This window comes from Rhizobium sp. RU33A (assembly GCF_900156055.1).
GTDB lineage: Bacteria > Pseudomonadota > Alphaproteobacteria > Rhizobiales > Rhizobiaceae > Allorhizobium.
The window spans coordinates 727081-744071 of sequence record NZ_FTMQ01000001.1; the positions used below are offsets into that span (position 1 = coordinate 727081).

Annotated in this window: 15 protein-coding genes; 8 read left to right on the top strand and 7 right to left on the bottom strand. The window is 62.1% G+C overall.

All coding sequences use genetic code 11. The features are described 5' to 3' along the window. Positions 1–36: 36 nt before the first annotated feature. From BW978_RS03535 to BW978_RS03545, 3 genes are all read left to right on the top strand, one after another. Complete coding sequence (locus tag BW978_RS03535) at positions 37–429, top strand: GFA family protein (RefSeq protein WP_076392245.1); 393 nt, start codon at positions 37–39, stop codon at positions 427–429. Between the two features lie 124 nt (positions 430–553). Further along, positions 554–1624, top strand: a complete 1071-nt coding sequence (locus BW978_RS03540) for a YjgN family protein (protein WP_076392247.1) — start codon at positions 554–556, stop codon at positions 1622–1624. Beyond that, on the top strand, positions 1614–2672 hold the full coding sequence (locus BW978_RS03545; protein WP_076392249.1) for a M48 family metallopeptidase: 1059 nt from the start codon (positions 1614–1616) through the stop codon (positions 2670–2672). Before BW978_RS03540 ends, BW978_RS03545 begins: the two co-directional genes overlap by 11 nt. A gap of 97 nt (positions 2673–2769) precedes the next feature. Here BW978_RS03545 and BW978_RS03550 read toward each other — a convergent pair whose 3' ends face one another. After that, positions 2770–3807, bottom strand: coding sequence for a Fe(3+) ABC transporter substrate-binding protein (locus BW978_RS03550; RefSeq protein WP_076392251.1), 1038 nt, complete (start codon positions 3805–3807; stop codon positions 2770–2772). A 172-nt stretch (positions 3808–3979) separates the two neighbouring features. Between BW978_RS03550 and rirA the strand changes: the two genes are divergently transcribed. The 3 genes from rirA to BW978_RS03565 all read left to right on the top strand — a co-directional run bounded on the left by rirA (position 3980) and on the right by BW978_RS03565 (position 6898). Continuing rightward, positions 3980–4468, top strand: a complete 489-nt coding sequence (rirA, locus tag BW978_RS03555; protein ID WP_076392253.1) for an iron-responsive transcriptional regulator RirA — start codon at positions 3980–3982, stop codon at positions 4466–4468. 181 nt (positions 4469–4649) lie between these two features. After that, positions 4650–6314, top strand: a complete 1665-nt coding sequence (locus BW978_RS03560) for a GMC family oxidoreductase (protein ID WP_076392255.1) — start codon at positions 4650–4652, stop codon at positions 6312–6314. 50 nt (positions 6315–6364) lie between these two features. Beyond that, positions 6365–6898: a gluconokinase gene (locus tag BW978_RS03565; RefSeq protein WP_076392257.1), complete on the top strand. Its 534-nt coding sequence runs from the start codon at positions 6365–6367 to the stop codon at positions 6896–6898. 3 nt (positions 6899–6901) lie between these two features. Here BW978_RS03565 and aguB read toward each other — a convergent pair whose 3' ends face one another. The 4 genes from aguB to BW978_RS03585 all read right to left on the bottom strand — a co-directional run bounded on the left by aguB (position 6902) and on the right by BW978_RS03585 (position 11987). Then, entirely contained in the window at positions 6902–7771 is an 870-nt protein-coding gene (aguB, locus tag BW978_RS03570) for an N-carbamoylputrescine amidase (protein WP_076392259.1), read from the bottom strand. Positions 7772–7782: 11 nt separating this feature from the next. Continuing rightward, a complete protein-coding gene (locus BW978_RS03575) occupies positions 7783–9081 on the bottom strand; it encodes an NAD(P)/FAD-dependent oxidoreductase (protein ID WP_076392261.1) in 1299 nt (432 codons plus the stop codon). Positions 9082–9090: 9 nt separating this feature from the next. Further along, positions 9091–10449 (bottom strand): glutamine synthetase family protein, encoded by a 1359-nt coding sequence (locus BW978_RS03580; RefSeq protein ID WP_076392263.1) that lies wholly within the window; start codon positions 10447–10449, stop codon positions 9091–9093. Positions 10450–10733: 284 nt separating this feature from the next. After that, the gene (locus BW978_RS03585) at positions 10734–11987 is read right to left on the bottom strand and encodes an NAD(P)/FAD-dependent oxidoreductase (protein ID WP_076392265.1); all 1254 of its coding nucleotides are present in this window, start codon (positions 11985–11987) and stop codon (positions 10734–10736) included. A 165-nt stretch (positions 11988–12152) separates the two neighbouring features. Between BW978_RS03585 and BW978_RS03590 the strand changes: the two genes are divergently transcribed. Next, the gene (locus BW978_RS03590; RefSeq protein WP_076393175.1) at positions 12153–12515 is read left to right on the top strand and encodes a YbaN family protein; all 363 of its coding nucleotides are present in this window, start codon (positions 12153–12155) and stop codon (positions 12513–12515) included. Here BW978_RS03590 and BW978_RS03595 read toward each other — a convergent pair. Together BW978_RS03595 and BW978_RS03600 are read right to left on the bottom strand one after the other, a co-directional pair. Beyond that, the gene (locus tag BW978_RS03595) at positions 12490–15324 is read right to left on the bottom strand and encodes an EAL domain-containing protein (protein WP_076392267.1); all 2835 of its coding nucleotides are present in this window, start codon (positions 15322–15324) and stop codon (positions 12490–12492) included. The two genes, BW978_RS03590 and BW978_RS03595, sit on opposite strands and share 26 nt — an antisense overlap. Before the next feature lie 39 nt (positions 15325–15363). Beyond that, positions 15364–16380, bottom strand: coding sequence for a FecR domain-containing protein (locus tag BW978_RS03600; protein WP_076392269.1), 1017 nt, complete (start codon positions 16378–16380; stop codon positions 15364–15366). A gap of 272 nt (positions 16381–16652) precedes the next feature. Here BW978_RS03600 and BW978_RS03605 point away from each other — a divergent pair, with 272 nt between their 5' ends. Beyond that, complete coding sequence (locus tag BW978_RS03605; protein ID WP_175616840.1) at positions 16653–16985, top strand: helix-turn-helix domain-containing protein; 333 nt, start codon at positions 16653–16655, stop codon at positions 16983–16985. The last annotated feature ends 6 nt before the right edge of the window (positions 16986–16991 follow it).

Consider the following 16991-nt stretch of genomic DNA (forward strand, 5'->3'; position numbering starts at 1 on the left):
CCGGCTGCTAAGCTTCTTCTCGGGGGAGGGCTGACAATGCCGAAGACGAAGATCCACACCGGCGGCTGTCTTTGCGGAGCGGTGCGTTTCGAGGCCGATGCGCCTGCGGCCCGGCCCCATACTTGTTCCTGCAAGATGTGCCAGCGTCACACCGGAAGCCTGACCGCCACATGGGTCGAGTTTCGCCGCGAGGCCGTGCGCTGGATCGGGCCTTCAGGCAGCCCGTCCACCTGGCGCTCCTCCGATATCTCGTCGCGTGCTTTCTGCGGCACTTGCGGCTCCTCGATCGGTGCGATCGACGATCAGCCGACGGTGGCGCTCCTGCTCGGAGCCTTCGATCGCACCAGCGCCGCAGATCTCAAGCCCGCCTATCACTCCTATAAGGGTGGCCGGCCGAAATGGTGGTGCATCGAGATCCGCGAGACGTGAACCGTGCAACGGGTGTCCGAAGTGTCCTAGCGCACTTGAGCGCGTGTTGCTCTCATGATCAATGTTCAGGCGTGCGTCGCGGGGGATAGCGACGTGCAGAATTTGTTTTCATGAGGGACATTTCATGCAAGAGGCAGTCTTCGGCCGCGCCGACACTTTGCGTCGCGGCGAATTTCGCGGCAGCGCCGGTGAGTATTTCGGGATCTGGATCGTCAACATTCTCCTGACGATCATCACGGTCGGCATCTATTCGGCCTGGGCCAAGGTTCGGCGCAACCGCTATTTCTACGGCAACTCGTTCATTGACGGTCACTCCTTCGACTACCACGCCAAGGGGCTACAGATATTCATCGGCCGTGCCATCGTCTTCGGCTACATCATTGGTTACAACATTCTCCTGACCTTCAGCCCGATCGCGGGCGGTATCCTGGCGCTGCTGATGTTCGTGCTGCTTCCCTGGATCGTCATGCGCAGCCTGCGCTTCAATGCCCGCGTCACGAGCTATCGCAACATCCGCTTCGACTTCGTCGGAAAGACCTGGGGCGCCGTAGTCGCGATCATCTTCGGCGGCATCATCGCCTTCTTCTCGCTCGGCATCCTCGCGCCCTTCGCCAGCCGCTGGCTCTATCGCTACATCTTCAACAACCTGCGTTACGGCGACCGTGCCTTCGAGACAGATCCGAAGATCGGTGCGCTTTACCGCGTCTGGCTGCCAGCCTTCCTGCTCATGCTGGTCGGAGCCGCGATCGCTGCCGCGATCGGCATCTTTGGCTATTATGGCGCCGTGGAGGGAGCTGCCGACGACTTCAACGATCTCGAAATGAAGCTCATCATGGCGATTTATGGTGCCCTCATCCCGCTGCTGGTACTCTGGGGTATTGCAGCGATTGTCTACCGCATCGGGGTTCGCAACGTGGTGATGAATTCGGCCCGCTTCGACGGACATCACCGTCTGTTCTCCGACCTCGGCCGTCTGCGCTATCTCTGGATCGTGGTTTCCAACCTCGTTGTCACCGTTCTGACGCTCAGCCTGATGCGACCGTGGGCGGCAGTGCGTGAGCACCGCTACGTGATCGAGCATTCGGGCATCGTGGTCGATGGCGACCTCGGTGATGTGGTATCTTCGATGCAGGCGTCCGGCTCCGCCGTGACGGCGGAGTATCTCGATCTCGAAGGGTTCGATTTTGGCTTCTGACGACAAACGAATCGCCGCCGGTCACTGGCATCCCCCCGGCTCGAGCCGTTCCGAGCCGGCGGTCCTTCTGGCAGAGGGCAAGACCCTCTATGTCCAGCTCGACGCCGGAGGCGATCCGGTTACGCTCGGCGACCTGACACGAACGGAAGTGTCCGCTCGTGTCGGTCGCATTCCCCGCAGGATCAGCTTTGCCGACGGCTCGCTGTTCGAGACTGATGACAACGACGCCGTCGACCTCTGGCTGAGGACGCATGGAACCAAAGGCGTCGTTCATGAACTGGAGCGATTCCACCCGCGCCTGGTCGCCTTCGTCCTTGCTGTTTTCCTGTTTGCGGGCCTGATCTACCGCTATGCGGTCCCCGCTCTCGTCGAGGTAGCCGTCCTGGTGACACCGCCGGCCGTCACCGAGTGGATGGCAAGCGGCACGCTTCTGTCGCTCGACCAGGCGGTGTTCAGCGAAAGCCGACTGCCCGAAGCACGCCAGACGGAGATCCTCGAGGCTTTCAATCAGGTGGCGGCGCTCTCGTCGCGAGGCGTTGCCGGCTACAATCTGAATTTCCGTCACGGCGGTGCGATCGGCCCGAATGCCTTTGCCCTTCCCGACGGAACGCTCGTCATCACCGACGAACTGATCGAACTTGCCGACGGCGACATGGATATGATCATCGGGGTCCTCGCCCACGAAATCGGCCATGTCGAGGAGGAGCACTCGCTCCGCCAGCTCTATCGGGCAGCCGGCATGGCGGGCCTTATCATGCTGATTGCTGGCGACGTCGGTGCGGCCGGCGAAGACATCCTGACGAGCGGCGCCGCCTTGATGTCGCTTTCCCATTCGCGTGGCGCGGAAAACGAAGCCGATCGCATCTCGGTGGAGCTCATGGCCAAAGCCGGCCGCGATCCGCGCGCCATCGGCCGTTTCTTCGCGCGGCTGGAGGAAAAGCTCGGTCTCGATGGAGACTCCTCCTTCCTGTCCACCCATCCGGGCACAAGCGAGCGGCGCGAGGCGATCGATAACCATGCGAAAGCTGTCGAAGCCGGCGGCTCCTGAGGCAGAGGCCAAGCGGAAGGCGGCTGATGGCATATGCCGAAATGCAAGAAGGGGCGGTCCGAGACCGCCCCTTCTGTTTTGACCAGTCTGCCGAAGCTTACTGCGTTGCGCCGTCGTTCAGGCCGACCTTGTCGACCAGTTCGGAAGCGGTCTTGCGGTTTGCAGCGATATCGACGAGTGGCAGCGTGTCGGCCTTGATGGGACCGAAACCGGCGACGATTTCGGAGACCTTGGCATTGGGGCCAACAGGATATTCGAAGACCTGCTCGGCATAGATGGTCTGAGCTTCGTCGGAAGCCAGGAATTCCATCAGCTTGACGGCATTGTCCTTGTTCGGGGCGTTCTTGGCGAGTGCCATGCCGGAAATGTTCACATGCGTACCGCGGTCGGCAGCGTTCGGGAAAAGGACCTTGACGGAAGCGGCCCATTCCTTCTCTTCCGGCTCCTTCTCGTTGGTCTTCATCAGACCGAGATAATAGGTGTTGGCGAGGCCCAGATCGCATTCGCCGGCATGGATCGCCTTGGCCTGGGCGCGGTCATTGCCGTCGGGCTTCTTGACCAGGTTCTGCTTCAGGCCGGCGAGCCACTTCTCGGTGTATTCAGCACCGTGATGGGCGACCATCGAGGCAAACAGGCCGATGTTGTAGGAGTGCTGGCCGTCGCGCATGCAGATGCGGCCCTTCCACTTGGGATCGGCAAGCTCTTCATAGGTGATGGCATCTTCGGAGACGCGGTCCTTGGAAGCGTAGAGAACGCGGCCGCGGGTGGTCAGGCCGAACCAGTTGCCTTCCGTGTCGCGATACTGCGCCGGGATCTGGTTGTTGATGTCGTCGTCGTTCAGCGGCTGGGTCACGCCGCCATCCTTGGCTTCCGACAGGCGGGCAATATCAATGGTCAGGATGACGTCTGCCGGCGAATTCGCGCCTTCGGCTGTGATGCGCTCGACCAGGCCCTTGTCGAGGAAGAGCACGTTGGTCTTGATGCCGGTTTCCTTGGTGAAGGCGTCCATCAGCGGCTGGATCAGTTCCGGCTGACGATAGGAATAGATGTTGACTTCGCCTTCTGCCAGTGCCGAGCCGGCGGAAAGGGCCAGAACAGAAACTGCACCGAGTGCGATGCTACGGATGGATGTCATGGTGGGCCTCCCTCTTTGCGGATTGTTGAGGCGCATATTCATGAAATAGGATAAGCTGTCAATTGCAGTCCAGTTTATTCACCAACACGTGAGTCCAGAACTTGAGTATTTTGGAATTGTTCAAAACTGCAAAAGGCGCTATATAAGCCGCAAGAAAACAGAGGAATCGTGCATGCGTTTGACAAAACAGACAAATTACGCCGTGCGTATGCTGATGTATTGCGCAGCCAATTCCGACCAGTTGAGCCGTATCCCGGAAATTGCGAAGGCCTATGGCGTGTCGGAACTCTTCCTGTTCAAGATCCTCCAGCCTCTTAACAAGGCTGGTCTGGTGGAGACGGTCCGCGGTCGTAACGGTGGCGTGCGCCTTGGCCGTCCGGCCGAAAAGATCACGCTGTTCGATGTCGTGAAGGTGACGGAAGACAGCTTCGCCATGGCGGAATGCTTCGAGGATGACGGTGACGTCGAATGCCCGCTGATCGACAGCTGTGGCCTGAACTCGGCGCTGCGCAAGGCCCTGAACGCGTTCTTCGACGTGCTTTCCGAATACACGATCGACGACCTCGTCAAGGCACGCCCGCAGATCAACTTCCTGCTCGGGATCGACGACCTGCAGCCGCGTCGGGTCGCCGCTGCTCGGGCTGCTGCACCGGCCGCCTGAAGACCGTCGAGTATGCACTTGATCAAACCCGCCGAAAGGCGGGTTTTTTTGTTGCAGGGCAGGGCCTTTGCGCCCGCCTTGCTTCCTTCCGGCACTCTGCTACGTTTACGTACACGGCAGTTAAGATCTGCCGGTTGGGGCGGCTCGAACGGGGTCGCTGGTGCAGGTCTCTGGGGGGAGCATGTACGATTATGTCATCATCGGCGGTGGATCGGCCGGCTCCGTCCTTGCGGCGCGGCTGAGCGAGGATCCGTCGGTCACCGTCTGCCTGCTGGAAGCCGGCGGTCGGGGTGACAGCGTGTTCGCCCGTGTGCCGATGGCGGCTGCGGCTGTCGTGCCGGGCCATGTGAAGAGCGGCAACTGGCGTTTTTCGACTGTGCCGCAGGCAGGCCTCAATGGTCGCCGCGGCTACCAGCCGCGTGGTCGCGGTCTCGGCGGCTCCAGCCTGATCAATGCCATGCTTTATGTGCGTGGCCATTCCCGCGATTATGACGAATGGGCCTCCCTCGGCTGTGAAGGCTGGTCCTGGGCCGATGTTCTCCCCTGGTTCAAAAAGTCGGAAGACAACATTCGCGGCGCTGATCATCTGCATGGCCGCGGCGGTCCGCTGCAGGTCTGTGACCAGAACTGGACGCGCCCGATCAACCAGGCCTTTCTGAAGGCCTGCGAGCAGAGTGGTCACCGTCAGAACGACGATTTCAACGGGCCGCAGCAGGAGGGCGCCGGCGTCCATCAGGCCACCCAGTTCTGGAACGGCCCGAAGCGCGGCGAACGCTGCTCTGCGGCCGCCGCCTATCTCCACGACGTGATGACGCGGCGCAATCTCACAGTCATCACCGAAGCGCATGTATCGCGCATCCTGGTCGAACAGGGCAGGGCGGTCGGCGTCGCCTATCGCTTCGGCAAGGAAGAGCGGATCGTCCGTGCGGGACGCGAGGTCCTCTTGTCAGCGGGGGCGCTGCAGTCGCCGCAGATCCTGCTGCTGTCCGGGATCGGGCCAGCCGACCATCTGACCTCCCTCGGCATTCCCGTGGTGCTCGATCGGCCGCAGGTCGGCGCCAACCTCCAGGATCATCTCGACTACACCATGATCTTCCGCTCGCCGGACACCGACATGTTCGGCATGGGGATCATGGCGACGCGCGATCTGATGCGGGCGGCCAATGAATGGCGCACGGAGCGCATGGGCCACCTGCGATCGACCTGCGCGGAATCAGGTGCTTTCCTGAAGACTGATCCGTCGCTCGATCGTCCTGACATCCAGCTGCATTTTCTGGTCGCCATGGTCGACGACCACGTGCGCAAGATGCATTGGGGTCATGGCTATTCCTGCCATGTCTGCGTGCTACGCCCGCATTCGCGTGGGACCGTTCGGCTTGCAAGTTCCGATCCGTCCGCCGCGCCGCTTATCGATCCCGCTTTTCTCTCCGATCCGCGCGACCTGGAAACCCTGCGCAAGGGCTCCCGGATGATGGCCGAGATCATGGCATCTCCCGCATTCGATCGCTATCGCGGACCTGAACTCTATCCGGCCGGAAAGTCGGATGCGGACCTGGATGCGGCCATCCGTGCCCGTGCCGATACGATCTACCACCCCGTCGGGACCTGCCGCATGGGCTCGGATGCTGATGCGGTTGTCGACACCAACCTCAGGCTGAAGGGCATCGAGGGCCTGCGTGTCGTCGATGCTTCGGTCATGCCGCGTCTGATCGGCGGCAACACCAACGCTCCCGTCATCATGATGGCGGAAAAGATCGCCGGATCCATCCGGTCCGAACTCCGTGCCACCAGGGAGCGACGCTCGGCCAGTGAGGCGGCCAGCAAGAGCGGATTGCATTTCGCCTGAACCTTCCTATTGTCGCGACCCTTGGATGAGGTTTGAGGAAGAGGAAGAGCATGCCGCAGGATAATAAGCCGACCGCCCCGCAGGCGGTGATCGTCATGGGCGTCAGCGGCTGCGGAAAGTCGTCGGTCGGTGAGGCGCTCGCGGCCCGTCTCGGGCTCCCCTTCATCGAGGGGGATGTGCTGCATCCCGAAAGCAATGTCGAGAAGATGGCGGCCGGAACGCCGCTGACCGATGAGGATCGCTGGCCTTGGTTGACGGTGATCGGCGAGCGCATGGCGGACGCTCTGGCGCAGGGGGAAGGGATTATCGTTTCCTGCTCGGCGCTGAAGAAGATCTATCGCGAGCACCTGCGCGCCGCGACCGGCGGCGGCCTCACCTTCGTCTATCTCGATGGTTCACGGGAACTGCTCGGCCGCCGCATGGGCGCCCGCACAGGACATTTCATGCCGCTGACGCTGCTCGACAGCCAGCTCGCCACGCTGGAAGTGCCAACGGGTGAGCCGGGCGTTGTCACCGTTTCCATCGACCAGCCGGTCGAAGGCATTGTCACTGACGCGCTCCACGGTCTGAAAGCGGAAGCCTGAGCCTCAGCCCTCATAACCCATCAGCGGGCCGTAGAGCTCCGGACGTCGGTCGCGGAACAGGCCCCAGCTGGCGCGCTGACGGGCAATGCCGTCGAGGTCGAAGGTCGCCGTCAACACGGTCTCCGTCTCCCGGTCGGCGGTCGCCACCATTGAGCCAGTCTGGTCGCAGATGAAGGACGAGCCGTAGAAGGTAAGCGAGGTACCCTTGCGACCATCTTCCTTGCCGATCCGATTCGACGCGATGACCGGCATGATATTGGCCGCCGCATGGCCCTGCATCACCCGCTGCCAGTGGCCGGAGCTGTCGAGGCTCGCATCCTGCGGCTCCGAGCCGATCGCGGTCGGATAGAACAGCAGTTCGGCGCCCTGCAGCGCCATGGCGCGGGCGGCCTCCGGGAACCACTGGTCCCAGCAGATGCCGACGCCGATCGCCGCATGCCGCGTCTCCCAGACCTCGAAGCCTGTATCGCCGGGCGAGAAGTAGAACTTCTCGGTATATCCAGGGCCATCAGGAATATGGCTCTTGCGATAGATGCCGAGCACGTCGCCGGTCGCATCAATGATCGCCACGCTGTTGAAGAAGGTCTGCCCGGCCTTTTCGAAGAAGCTGACGGGAATGACGACGTTGAGCTCTTCGGCCAGCGCTGAGAAGTGCTCGATCAGCGCATTGTCATGGGCTGGTTTTGCGAGATCGAAGAATTCCGCGATCTGGTCCTGGCAGAAATAGGGCGCCTCGAACAGCTCCTGGATCAGGACGATCTGCGCCCCCTTGGATGCTGCTTCGCGCACGAGCTTTTCCGCCCGTGCGATATTGCCGGGCAGATCCCAGCTGCAGGCCATCTGGGTGGCGGCGACGGTGACGGTGCGGGTCATCTCTTCTCTCCTTAGACGCCAAGCCGGTCGCGCATGCCGTAATACCAGGCGCCGAGCGCGGTAAACGGCACGCGGAACATACGGCCGCCCGGGAAGGGATAGGCCTGCAGTGATGACCAGACATCGAAGCGGCTCATCTGGCCATGCACGGCTTCGCCAAGGATCTTGCCCAGCAGATGCGTCGTCGTCACCCCATGGCCGCTGTCGCCATGCGAAAAATAGACCGTGTCCGACAGCTTGCCCATATGCGGGATGCGCGTCAGCGTCAGCGCGAAGTTGCCGCTCCAGGCATAGTCGATCTTCACGTCTTTCAGCTGCGGGAAGGTCTTCAGCATGTTCGGCCGGATGACGCCGGTCAGGTTCTTCGGATCCTGGCCGCCATAGCCGATGCCGCCGCCATAGAGCAGGCGGTTGTCGGCGGTGCGGCGGTAGTAGTCGAGCACGTAGTTCGCATCCTCGACGCAGTAGTTGGACGGCAGCAGTTCCTCGATCAGCTTGGCGTCCAGCGGCTCGGTTGCCATCACCTGGCTGGAGACCGGCATCATCTTCTCGGTCACTTTCGGCGCGATGCCGGCCATGTAGGCATTGCCGCAGACGAGGATATGCTTGGCCCTGACGATGCCGCCCTCGGTGCAGACAAAGGGCTGCGGGCCGGTGTCGAGATGCACGACCTTGGAGTTCTCGAAAATCTTGACACCGAGGCTTTCGGCCGCTGCCGCCTCGCCGAGCACGAGGTCGAGCGGCTGGATGTGTCCGCCGTGGCGATCGATCATGCCACCGACATAGCGGTCGGTCTTCGCATACTTGGCGACCTCGGCCTTCGAGACCATCTCCAGCCCGTCATGACCATGCTTCATCCAGTTTGCCCGGACGTCCGCCATCTCCTTCACCTGCTTGTCGGTGAACGCCGCGAAGAAACCGCCGTCGACGAGATCACATTCGATCCCGTATTTCGCCACGCGCTCGCGGATGATCCGGCCGCCCTCAAGCGACATTTCGCCGAGCCGATCGGCCTTCTCCTGGCCGTAGCGCTTGGCAATCGTTTCAAGATCGCGGCTATAGCCGTTGACGATCTGGCCGCCATTGCGACCCGAGGCGCCGAAGCCGATACGGTCGGCTTCGAGCACGATGACGGCATAGCCCTTCTCGGACAGCTCGAGGGCTGCCGAAATGCCGGTAAAGCCGGCGCCGATGATGCAGATGTCGGCCGTGTGCTGTCCATCCAGCGTCGGGCGCACGCGCTTGTCGCGGGCAGAGGCTGCATAATAGGTGGCCGCATGGCCGGGATTGGGTCCGATCGACTTCGTCATGGCTTTACCTCACACGGTCCGGATATAGGCGTCGTATTCGACGTCAGTCACACGCAGCGAAAACTCCGAGAGTTCCTGATATTTGCAGGCAGAATAGAGGCTTCGGTATTTTGGCCCGAGCGCCGCGTAGGCGAAGCTCGACTTGGCAAAGCGCTGCAGCGCATAGTCCCAGTTCGTCGGCAGCGGCTCGTGATTGACGGCATGGTCGTCGCCGGAGATTGCGCCACCCGGCGAAAGCTTCTCCTTCATGCCGGCAAGTGCCGCCGACAGGATCATCGCCAATACCAGATAGGGATTGGTGTCCGATCCGGCGACGCGATGTTCGATGCGGGTCGCCGGCTTCGACGCGGTGATGACGCGAACGGCAGCCGACCGGTTATCGAAGCCCCAGGACGCATAGGTCGGGGCATGCTCGGAGGGTCGCAGACGGCGATAGGAGTTCTGATGCGGCGCAAAGATCGCCATGCTCTCTCCCATGTTCTCAAGGAGCCCTCCGACGGAATGGAAGAGCGCTTCCGACGGTCCGTCCTTGCCGACGAAAATGTTCTCGCCCTTCTCGTTCAGGATCGAGAAATGCACATGCATGCCGCTGCCGGCCTGCATGCCGTAGGGCTTGGCCATGAAGGTCGCGTCGAGATCATTGGCACGCGCCACGCCCTTAACGATGCGTTTCAGCAGTACTGCATAGTCGGCAGCCGCCAGTGCGTCCGGCACATGGTTGAGGTTGATCTCGTACTGGCCAGGGCCGTTTTCACGCAATGTCGTGTCTGCCGGTACGTTCTGCGCCCGGGCAGCCGTCGAAATGCCGTGGAAGACCTCTTCGAAGTCCTGCAGTTCCGAGATCGACAGTACCTGCGTCTGGCCGGTGTGCCAGCGTCCATCACGGGTGTTCGGCGGCCGCACCGGATCGAGTGCCGAGCGCACCGGGTCGATCAGGTAGAATTCCAGCTCAGTCGCGACGACCGGCGTCAGTTTCGCTGCCGTGAAGCGCTTCATCACGTTGCCGAGCACCTGGCGCGGATCTGCGTAGAAGCTCTCGCCTTCCTGCGTGTGCATCTGCAGAAGCACCTGCGCCGTCGGGCGCGACAGCCAGGTCACGCGTGAAAGCGTTCCCGGAACCGGAAAGCAGATGCCATCCGGGTCGCCCGTACCTTCGGCAAGGCCCGCGGCATTCACGTCGCGGCCCCACACATCGAGCGCATAGACCGAGCGCGGCATGGCCATGCCCTTGGTCAACACGTCGATCGCGCGTTCCCGTGGGATCCACTTGCCGCGTGGCACGCCGTTCACGTCGATGACGAAGGCTTCAAGTACTTCAATATCGGGATTTGCCGCGAAGAATTCGCGTGCCTCTTCGGCCATGTCCATGGATCACCGTGTGGCTGATGTCGATCGGGTTCGAAACGCGCGATAGTGCGCGAACGGATGCTGGTCCGCTAACGATAGACGCTTTTCGCGTTATGGATCAAACACCGGCGCATGCCACTGTCCGTCTCTTCCTGATCCCCTCGACCGGCGGCGTTCTTGCGACGCGTGCTTCGTTCCGGCCTGTTTCCACCGGGAAACAATTTGATCAAATTATTCGGAAGAAGTACCACCTCGGCGCCAAAAAGGCTAGCCCCCTGAGAAGGGGGCTAGAAAAGCTCAGGTTTTCAGGGGCGAAAACGCTCAGGGCTCCAGGCCTTTGCGTCGATGAATGTCTTCTCCCCGTCCATCATTTCCCCGATCAGACGACCCGTCACAGGCCCCAGCGTGAGGCCGTGATGCGCATGGCCGAAGGCGAACCACATGCCCTCGTGACGCGGCGCCTTGCCGATGACCGGCATCATGTCGGGCGTGCAGGGGCGGGCGCCCATCCAGGGTTCGGCGTCGAGCCGGTCGGCCAGCGGGAAGATCTCGCGTGCCACCTTTTCCGCCCGGGCGAGCTGGACGGGAGACTTGGGCGCATCGCGATTGGCAAATTCCGCGCCCGTCGTCAGGCGGATGCCCTTTTCCATTGGTGCAAGGAAATAGCCGCGCTCGGCATCCATGGTCCAGTTGTTGAGGACCGCATTGCCTTCGGGCGCGTAATGCATGTGGTAGCCGCGCTTGACGCCGAGCAGGAAGCGGTAGCCGAACTTTCGGGTGACTTCCTCCGACCAGGGGCCAAGTGCCAGCACCACATCGTCGCCCTCGACCATCCCGTCATCGGTCTTCACACGCCAGCCCTTGCCGGATACGCCCGTTTCCAGCGATGTCGCATCACCCTTGACGAAGCGTCCACCGAGCGACTGGAAATAGGTGAGATAGGCCTGTGTCAGACCATGCGGATTGGTGACCGACCACGGATCGTTCCACTTCAGGCCGCCGACGAAATCGCCCCGGATATGCGGCTCTTCCTTGGCCAGATCCTCGCTGCTGAGCGCCCGGTAGCTGACGCCGTATTCGCGGGCGAGGCGGGCGGCCTCGGCAAGTTCGCTGTCGCGCTTGGCCGTCGTACGGAAGATCTCCATCCAGCCGTCCTTGCGGATCAGATGGTCGGCTTTCGCCGCCTGGATCAGGTCCTGATGCTCGGTGATCGAGTTTTCGATCAGTGGCGCATAGGCGCGTGCAATCGCCTGATGCCGGCTCTTGTTTGAATGCCACCAGTAGCGGGACAGGAACGGCACGAGCTTCAGCATCGCGCTTGCGTGATAATGCGCGTCGATCCGGTTGTTGAAACCGTAGCGGATCAGCATCCCGAGTTCCTGCGGGAAACCGTAGGGCACGACGCCCTCGCGCTGGATCAGGCCCGCATTGCCGAAAGAGGTTTCCTCACCAGCGCCCCGGCGGTCCACCAGCACCACCGAACGCCCGCGACGGGCGAGATGGATGGCTGTGGAAACGCCGATGATGCCGGCGCCGAGCACGAGGGTAACCTTGGACATGTCAGTTGAATTCCTGAAGGTGGGATTGCCGGGCAAGGATGCATTTCAGCCTGTTGCGGCGCAAACGAAAAATCGCCGCATTTGCCGCAATCCTCAAAATCCTTGTCGATCCCGAATCATGCCATATCTCCAGTCGAAGCGACGGCAGCCAGCGAAGGGGACTTGATGCGCCTGCTCATTCTTGGCTGCGCCTGGCTGATGGTCGGGATCGGGGTCATCGGCATCTTCCTGCCGGTTCTGCCCACCACGCCTTTCATGATCCTCGCAGCCGCGCTCTTCGCCCGGTCTTCGCCGCGCTTCGAGCAATGGTTGCTCGACCACCCTCGCTATGGACAGCCCCTGATCGACTGGCGTCGTGAAGGCGCGATTTCGCAAAGGGCCAAGATTGCATCGGTGTCGTTAATGACGCTGAGCTACGGCATTGTTCTCTTCTTCGGGCCGCCGCAGCTTTGGCTGAAGCTGCTGATCGGCGTCATCCTCGTCGCCTGTGCGGCCTTCGTCCTCACCCGGCCTGCGCCAGGGCGCTGACAGAGGCTTCACGGCCGCCGGAAAGCAGCGAGTGGGCGGCCGATAGAGCCTGGATCTGTCGGGCCGACTGCGGCCGGCCGAAGAGATAGCCTTGTCCCTCTTCGCAGCCCATGGCCGCGAGCATCTCAGACTGCAGCGCATTTTCGATGCCCTCGCCGACCACCTTGAGGTTAAGGCCATGGGCGAGCGTCATGACAGCCTGAACGATACTCTGGGCCGCGGGATCACTGACCATGTCGCGCACGAAGGACTGATCGATCTTCAGCTTGTCGAGCGGCAGGCTGGAGATGTAGCTGAGCGATGAATAGCCTGTCCCGAAGTCGTCCAGCGCAATGGTCACGCCGAGATCACGCAGCGCATCCAGTTTGCTGAGAAGCTCCTCGGAGCGTTCGACGAAGATGGACTCGGTGATCTCGACATGCATCCGGTGCGGCTGAAGACCGCTGGCGTCGAGCGCCGCACGGATGTCGGAAAGCAGATCGCCGCGCAAAAACTGGACCGGGGAAATGTTGACCGCGACGCTGACATGCGAGGGCCAGTTGGTGGCAGCCTTGCAAGCTTCCTTGAACATGAACTGGCCGAGATCGCAGATGAAGCCATTGGCTTCCGAGATGCTGATGAATTCCGCCGGCGAAATCATGCCGAGCGTCGGATGCTGCCACCGCAAAAGCGCCTCGGCTCCCACGAGCCGCCCGGAGGTGAGGGCGACCTGGGGCTGAAAGAGCAGGAAAAACTGTCCCTGATCGAGCCCGGTGCGCAACTCTGCTTCCAGCAGCCTTGAGCGGGCCCTGCGCAGCGTCGAGGCGGGGTCATACGCCCGCCAGCCACTTCCTCCGACCCGTTTGGCATCGGTGAGCGCCAGTTCCGCCGCTTCGATCCATTTCCCCGGGCTGCCGAGGTGTTCGGAGCCACTGCAGGCGCCGATGCGGGCGTTGAGTTCGATCTTGATCCCGTCGATACCGAAGGGCGTGTCGAAGAGTGCGAGCAACTGCGCGGCACTTTCAGCGAGTGCATCCTCGCTTTCGATGCCGGCGGTCGCAAAGCAGAGAACGTCGCCAGCAAGCCGGGCCGTCAGGCCGTCTATCCCCGCATGGCGCCGAAGTCGGGCCGCGACGGCCTGTAGCACGCTGTCGCCTTTTTCCCGGCCGAGCATTTCATTCAGATGGCCGAAGCGATGCAGGTCGATGGCAAAGACGGAAAAGCCGCGCCCGGTGGCTGCCATCGCGTCGATCAGGCCACGTCGGGTCAGAAGGCCCGTGAGGTCGTCGACCCGTGCCATCTCTTCGAGCTTGGTTTCGTAGAGGCGGCGAGCCGTCACGTCCCGCAGGCTGATGCAGGTCACATGGGAGCCGACCGATGACAGCCCCTGGCCGCCGCGGCTTTCGAAGGGAGAGATCGTGATGACCGCTTCGAGATGGCGCCGGCCCTTTCGGCCCGGAATGTCGAGTGCAACGGTCTCGCTGTGAATCTGCTGGGGCTCTGTGCTGTGGATCGCTTCGAGCGCGAGTAGAGCCTCGGTGAGGGCAGGGGGGGCAAACACACTCAGATTGCTGCCGCGCACAACCGCTTCGTCGAGTTCGAGCACGCCGCTCAGGGTCTGGCTTGCATCGAGCAGGTTGTGCTTCTGATCGAGCACGATGACCGGGTCGATGCTGTCATTGATGATGCGCTTCAGGACACGGCGAATATCGCGGTTCTCCGTTACCGCAAGTTCCGCCAGCCATCCGCTGAGCCCCACTTTTTCGGCCATCAGCATGAAAAAGCCGAAGGCGAACATCAGCCACAGGCTGGCGGTGTGGAAGACCAGGGCCTCTTGCTTGTAGAGTAGGAAGGAGACCGCCTCGGCAATCGTCAGCAAGGCCGCAGACGCTGTGAGCGGCACGCCCAGCGACTGGCGATGGAATGTCAGGGTATAGGCGATGATCAAGGCTGCGAGCAGCAGGCCGATCGGCTCGGTACGCAATGGCCGGAGTATTCGGTCCTGGACCAGTGTCTCCGTCGCCAGCACATGCAGCATCGGCCCGCTGAGGATGCCATAGACGGGCACGGCAAAGAGGTCCTTCAGTTCCGTCGCATAGGCGCCGACGACCACCGACTTGCCAGCGATGGCATCGCGTCCGACAGCGCCGGAGAGGATATCGGTGACCGAATAGGTGGGAACTGTTTCAGGCCGAATGGAGAAGTCGATCTCGAGCCGGCTGGTCCGTGCATCACTGTAGCCGGCCAGGACTGCAGGTGCCGACTGCGTCGGAATACCGTCGATGAGTTCCGTCACCGGGAAGGACCGCATCAAGCCATCGTCATCCAGCGCAACATCGACCAAAGCCGGCCAGGAATGCTCGGCAAAGATTGGGATCGGCGAAGTCACGGTCAGCGGATCTGCCGAATGGGCACCGAACTGCTGGCGGAAAATCGGCAAGATGACACCGCCACCGGCCTCTTCGAGCGCGCGTGCAAGCCGCGCATCGTTTTCCGGCTGAGAGGGGGTGCTGAAGTCGATATCGAGAAAGATGTCCTGCGCACCGGCCGCTACCAGCCCGTCGATCAGCTCGGCATGTACGGCGCGCGGCCAGGGCCAGGTACCAACCTCGATCAGGCTTTTCTTGTCGATCGCGACGAATACGAAGTCGCCGCTAGCTACCCGAGGGGCCGCAGCGGCACGAAAGGCGCGCAGATCATTGTCGAGATGCTGCACGACCGAGATTGATGGCAAGAACAGAGGCAGCGCCATGATCACGGCGATCATGGCGACCCGGAGCGATACCAGCCGTGCCAGGAAACCGGATGCCGGGCGAATGCTATCCGTCATGCGCGCATCCTGGCGAAGGTGTGACGAACGCACTCATGATCAGCCGCCGTTTTTGCCATTGCCGTTCCCGCCACCGTTGCCGTTTCCGCCGCCATTGCCGTTCCCGCCGCCGTTGCCGTTTCCGCCGCCGTTGCCGTTCCCGCCACCGTTGCCGTTTCCGCCGCCGTTGCCGTTCCCGCCACCGTTGCCATTGCCGCCGGCATTGCCATTGCCGCCGGCATTGCCATTGCCGCCGGCATTGCCATTGCCGCCGGCGTTGCCATTGCCGCCACCGTTGCCGTTTCCGCCGGCGTTGCCATTACCACCAGCGTTGCTGTTGCTGGCAGCATTGCTGTTGCTGGCAGCGTTGCTCTTGCCAGCGCCCTGACCACCGGCATTCTTGGATTTGCTCGCGCCCATGGCGCCCTTGGCTTCTTCGGGTGTCGATGTTGCCTTGTTCACGGCGCCAGCGGCCGGGACCTTGGCATTCGAGGGCGCCACACGCGTGATCTGCGGTTTTTCCGAAAGGCCGGCGACGGTCATGCCGGATGCATCCACCTGCGCTCCCTGGCCGGCACCCAAGTCGCTACGCTCACCACTGCTGAAGCTGGTCACCTGGACCAAGCCCCGTTCGACAGCGACGGCCGCGTTGGTTTTGCCGACCTTGACGGTGAATTGCGTGCCCTTGACCACGGCCGCCAGGAACGGGGTCTGCACCGTCGTATGCGGACGCTGCCGTTTCTCGATTTCGAGGCTGATCTCGCCCACCTGCTGGACCACTTCGGTCTTGCGGCTGATATCCTGGCCCCGGGTAATGATCGCGGCCAGCGTATTGGGCTGGAAGGCGATGCTTTCCGAGCCGCGCACCAGTTGCAGCCGCCCGCGCGGCCCGGTCGAGATCCAGGCCTTGTTGGGAACCTGCATGCCTTTCTGCAGCGGGACCCAGGTCTTCTTGTCGACGGTATAGGCGACCTGCGCCGTCGCCTTGGCCGCCATCCATGCCTCGCCCGCGGCCGATGCCGCACCGGCAAGGCAGGTCAGGAAAAGACAGAGGACGGTTGAAGCGATGAAGCGCATGATGGGTCTCCCTTGCGCTCCTAATTCAGCACGCGTTCCTTAAGATTCTTCTGAATTTGCTGTGCCGGTTTTATCAAATGACTGATTATTCAACGGAAAATTCGCGAATCCTGGCGTATCTCGCTTGGTGGGACCCTTGAAAATTGTGCCGGCGACCTCGCCGTGTTCCGCTCAACGGGGTGACGAAAGCTTGATCAGCAGTCACGCGCTTCTAGTTAGCCTTACGGCGAGTGGTTTCGATGCTTGCGTCAACCAAACCCGAAAGGACGTCAGTGACCACAGGTAAACAGGTTTCAGCTGCCAGAATGCTGCTCGGCATGACGCAGGCGCAGGTCGCCGACCGAGTTGGCCTTTCTGTCTCGTCGCTCGAGCGACTGGAGAACGCTGACGAGGGTGCCGAGGATGAAGCAAGCGCGCTCGCTCGGATATGCGCCGTTCTAGAAGAAGCGGGCGTCACCTTCATCGACGAGCGGGTAACAAGCGCTGCTGGCGGCTTTGGTGTGCGCCTGTCCGTCCCGGCTTCCCAATCTGTCGATACAGACGACGACGAAACCGTTCAGTATCCTGAAATGGCGAGGAGCGGCCCCTTTGGCGCCGGCGGCTGAAAAGCT